The sequence below is a fragment of the Streptomyces sp. NPDC050564 genome, from assembly GCF_044457265.1.
Taxonomy (GTDB): Bacteria; Actinomycetota; Actinomycetes; order Streptomycetales; family Streptomycetaceae; genus Streptomyces.
The window spans coordinates 1-3,918 of the sequence record NZ_JBITGS010000107.1 but is presented as its reverse complement, the minus strand read 5'-3'; the positions used below and the strand labels follow the sequence as shown (position 1 = coordinate 3,918).

Here is a 3,918-nt window from a genome sequence, read left to right as displayed (position 1 = left end):
AACGGTTCCAGCTTCGGGCCCCGACGAGGAACTGACGCACCAGCAGCAGAAGTCACACAACTACTAACGATCAACTACTGGCGCAGGACACTAGCGGGTTCTGCCCAACGAATGCCCTGTCTCACTTTCGGGCGGGCAGCGTTCAGCAGCGGGCTGAGCCGGGGGGCGACCAGTGTGGAGTCGACGCGGCGGCGGCCGCGCCGACTCCGGCCGGCACATGCCCCACGGTCCCAGAGGTCCTGGGCTCTCCACGTCGGGAAACGGCAGCCATACCGCACTTGGCCGTCAGCGACGGCACCCACCGGCGAGCGGTCTCTCCGCTCGCTCGCCATTGAGCCCACAGCCCCTGCAGAGCCCCGCCACGCCCGTCCGGGCATGCGGATGCCGGTTCGGCCGGGTGGCATGTCCCTGGAGGCTGCCACCGGGCGGGACCGGACTTCACGCACCACCGTCCACGACGGTCAGGCCCTGGCCGGTGTCCTGTCAGGTTGATCCACCGACGCATTTTCCTGGAATTCGGGATTTCGTAGCCTGGCGCTGGTTCTGAAGAGGCAAGAGCCTCGGCAGAGGTGCCGTCCTTTCGCGGCCTGTGCGCCAGGGCGCAGCTGGGCATGTCCCCACCGCAGCCGTTGCAGTTCGTGGGGTCACGCGGCGATGCCGCACACGAGGGACGTCGAGGCGAGCAGGAGAACGCCCGAGGCGGAGGCCACCGCAGCGATCGGATCCCTGGCCCGCAGGTGCGTCAGCACGGCGCCGAACATCAACGCGGACAGTCCCGCGGCGGCCGCGATGCCCAGCGGCCGGGCCGCCAGCCCTGCGAGAAGGCCGACGCCGCCTCCGGCTTCCAGCACGCCGATCGCCCGCCACAGCGAAAGCGACATGCCGAAGTGGTCGCGGTACTGCAGGGACCGGCGCAGCCCGTGGATCTTGATTCCCCCGGTGAAGACGAATATCGGGCCGGTGGCTACAGCCAGGATGATTCGCGAGACGTTCACAGGTCACCTTTCGAGCAGCGGGGCAGTCGCGGATGGGATACTGCTGGGGCGATGACCGATCCCACGACAACGACCGGCCCCCTTCCGACGATGCGCGATGACCAGCGGGAGGCCTCCCGGCGCAGACTGATCGACGCGGCACTGGGGATCCTCGCCGAGGAGGGCTACCGCGGCCTCACGGTGAAGAAGGTCGGTGATCGCGCCGGGGTCAGCCGGGGCATGGTCAACTACCATTTCGAGTCCAAGGCTGGGCTCGTCGAGGCGGTCATCAACGACATCCGCGAGGTCTTTGTAGACCGTCTCAGGGCGCTGCCCGGATACCACCGGATGACCGGGCTTGAGGCCGTGCTGGCCAAGCTGGAGCAGTACTTCTCACGTCTGGCCGAGCCGGGCCCCAGTGTCCGGGCACGCGCGCTGCTGGTGCTGCTCGTCGAGGCGGTCGGCAGCCCGGGGGAGAGCGCCAAGGGGCCCTTGGGCGGCCAACTCGACTTGGTCCGCACCGGCGTGGAGGACGACATCCGGCGGGGGGTCGCCGACGGCAGTATCCGCCCCGACCTGGACGCCCGCGCGCAGGCATTCCTTCTGGAGAGCCTGGCGCGCGGCGTGCTGCTCCAGTACCAGCTGGACTCCTCTCGCGCCCGCCTGGAGGAAATCGGCCGCGCGGCCCACGACATGGTGCTGCTGGCACTCGCTTCAGACCAAAGGACTGGCTGACGCCGGCGGCCGGGGTCGTCTGCGGGAGTCTCCCGCGCACCGGCCGGATGGCTGCTGAACGGCTGTCAGACGGCACTCAGGCCGCCGTCCACCACCAGCTGCTGGCCCGTGATGTAGGAGGCGCGGTCGGAGAGCAGGAACGTCACCGCCTCCGCCACCTCCCACGCGGTGCCCTGCCGGCCGAGTGGGATCCGGGCGAAGGACGCGGTCCTGGAGGTGCGTGCTGCTGATGCCTGACGGCCCATCGGGGTGTCGATCAGGCCAGGTACGACCACGTTGGCGCGGATACGGCGTGCGGCGCCTTCCTTGGCGACATGCCGGGTCAGACCCACCAGACCCGCCTTGGAACTGTCGTACGCAGGCGAGCCGGTGGCGGCGCGCAGTCCGGCAACGGATCCGATGAAGACGATCGCGCCGCCGCTGCCTATCGTCGGCAGGCCGTACTTTGCGGCCAGGAAGGGCGCGCGCAGATTGAGCGAGAGGACGCGGTCCCAGTCCTCGGGCGAGGAGCCGGCCAGGCCAGCGCCGAGCCCGATGCCTGCGTTCACCACGAGCGCGTCCAGACCGCCGAGCTCGCGGGCGGCCTCGGCGACCACTGCGGCGGTCTGTTCGGGGTCGGTGGCATCAGCCACCAGGGCGAGGCCTGGGGAGCCCTCGGCGGTGACAAGCCGGGCGGTCGTTGAGGCCGCCTCGGGGGCGATGTCGGCGCACGCCACACTCGCTCCCTCACGGGCGGCAAGGACGGATATCGCCCGCCCGTTGCCGACGGGTGCCTGCGGATCCCCGTCCGGACGGGTGCCCGCGCCGATCACCAGGAGCTTGCGGCCGGCCAGACGGCGCGCCTCCTTCTCCGGTCTGCGCTGCTCATCCATCGGCGCGCGCCGCCTTCCCGGAGCCGCTCCGGTCGAAGCCCGGCTCTAGCTGCACGCCGGTGGAGTTCAGGAAGAACGCCAGCATGTGGTACTGACCGATGAGCATGGTGATCTCTATCAGCTCTGCCTCCTCGTAGTGGGCCGCGAGAGCTTCCCAGGTCACGGTCGAAATGCGTGCGTCGCGATGCAGCTGGTCCGCGGCCCGGAGCAGATGCCTGTCGAGGTCCGTCCATCCGGCGGCCTCCGGGCCCTGGGTGATACGCCGGACGTCCGCGGTCGTGACGCCGGCGGCCTCCGCCAACGGCAGATGGCGTCCCCACTCGTAGGCGGCCCCGGTGTTGTGCGCGGTGCGCAGGATCAGTAGCTCCCTGATCCTTCCCGGCAGCAGTCCGCCGCGGAGCAGCTGCCCGCCGAACGGCATGAACCGCGTGTAGAGGTCCGGGTGGCGGGCCAAGGTGGTGAAGATGTTGGGCACCCCGCCTCCCGGGTCCCGTGGAGCGGCGGTCAAAAGCCCGCGCACCCTCGCGTCCCAGCGGTCCTCCGGCAGCGGCGCGATGCGGGGGAGGCGGTTGTCACCTGGGAGGTGGTTGGGGGGTGTGTCAGGTACCTCAGTCGTGGCGTCGTCCATACGCCCACAGTAGAAACTGGCTGAACGTCTAGCAAGCGAATGCTCGACGGTGATGTGCAGAGACTGACCGGGTGGATCACTGTCAACCCCCGGCCGGGGGCCTGCGCCTGACAATTTGTTGATCTCTCCGGAGTCGGCACGGGGGCCTTCCGTGCGGGCGAGGCGGTACCCAGCGCAGGGTCCGGCCCGTCGTACCCGGCCGCAGATGGGAATGCCAACTGGCCGCCCAAGAGGGGCGGTGGGACAGGTGGCTTGGCCCCACACGCTTTGGCCTGGAAAAGGGCCGCTGGCTGGGCCGTGACCGCAGAGACACCTCAGGGGGCTAACGCGTCAAGCGGCGACCGCGAGCCGGCGGCCCAGATGGTCCTCGGCGCAGCGCAGCCCTTGCCTGCACGCAGCCTTGCTGGCCGTCGGTGCCCCGAGGCCGGTGCCCCCGGGGTGGCGGTGGGAGTGCAGGGGTGGAATACCGCGTGCGAGCGGCTTGGGTTCGATGCTGCGCAGGAGATCCCCTGGGGGGAGTGTGCTGCGGGTCGGTGATCAGGCGGATCCGGTGGGTCAGAGTGCGCCCGCGGCGCGTGAGTTCACCGGGCGCCTGGGGGAGAGGGAAGCGGGGTCCCAGGGAGGCGGGCACTTCTTCGTTCCCGCCTGTGTGCGGCCGGGCGGTCGTGCGTGTTGCGCGGCCGGGCAGTTGTGCGTGATCGCGTGGCCG

General features: G+C 70.2%; 4 protein-coding genes. 1 reads left to right on the top strand and 3 read right to left on the bottom strand.

Translation table 11 applies throughout. The features are described 5' to 3' along the window. Positions 1 to 644: 644 nt before the first annotated feature. Entirely contained in the window at positions 645 to 995 is a 351-nt protein-coding gene (locus ACIBK0_RS51780; protein WP_399097515.1) for a DoxX family protein, read from the bottom strand. A 51-nt stretch (positions 996 to 1,046) separates the two neighbouring features. On the opposite strand from ACIBK0_RS51780, the gene ACIBK0_RS51775 reads away from it, so the two are divergent. Further along, entirely contained in the window at positions 1,047 to 1,709 is a 663-nt protein-coding gene (locus ACIBK0_RS51775; protein WP_399097513.1) for a TetR/AcrR family transcriptional regulator, read from the top strand. Positions 1,710 to 1,774: 65 nt separating this feature from the next. Here the strand turns inward: ACIBK0_RS51775 and ACIBK0_RS51770 are convergent, their stop codons facing one another. Together ACIBK0_RS51770 and ACIBK0_RS51765 are read right to left on the bottom strand one after the other, a co-directional pair. Then, positions 1,775 to 2,581, bottom strand: coding sequence for an SDR family NAD(P)-dependent oxidoreductase (locus ACIBK0_RS51770; protein WP_399097511.1), 807 nt, complete (start codon positions 2,579 to 2,581; stop codon positions 1,775 to 1,777). Further along, positions 2,574 to 3,209 carry a carboxymuconolactone decarboxylase family protein gene (locus ACIBK0_RS51765; RefSeq protein WP_399097509.1) on the bottom strand — a complete coding sequence of 212 codons (636 nt, stop codon included), beginning with the start codon at positions 3,207 to 3,209 and terminating at the stop codon, positions 2,574 to 2,576. Before ACIBK0_RS51765 ends, ACIBK0_RS51770 begins: the two co-directional genes overlap by 8 nt. Between the last annotated feature and the right edge of the window lie 709 nt (positions 3,210 to 3,918).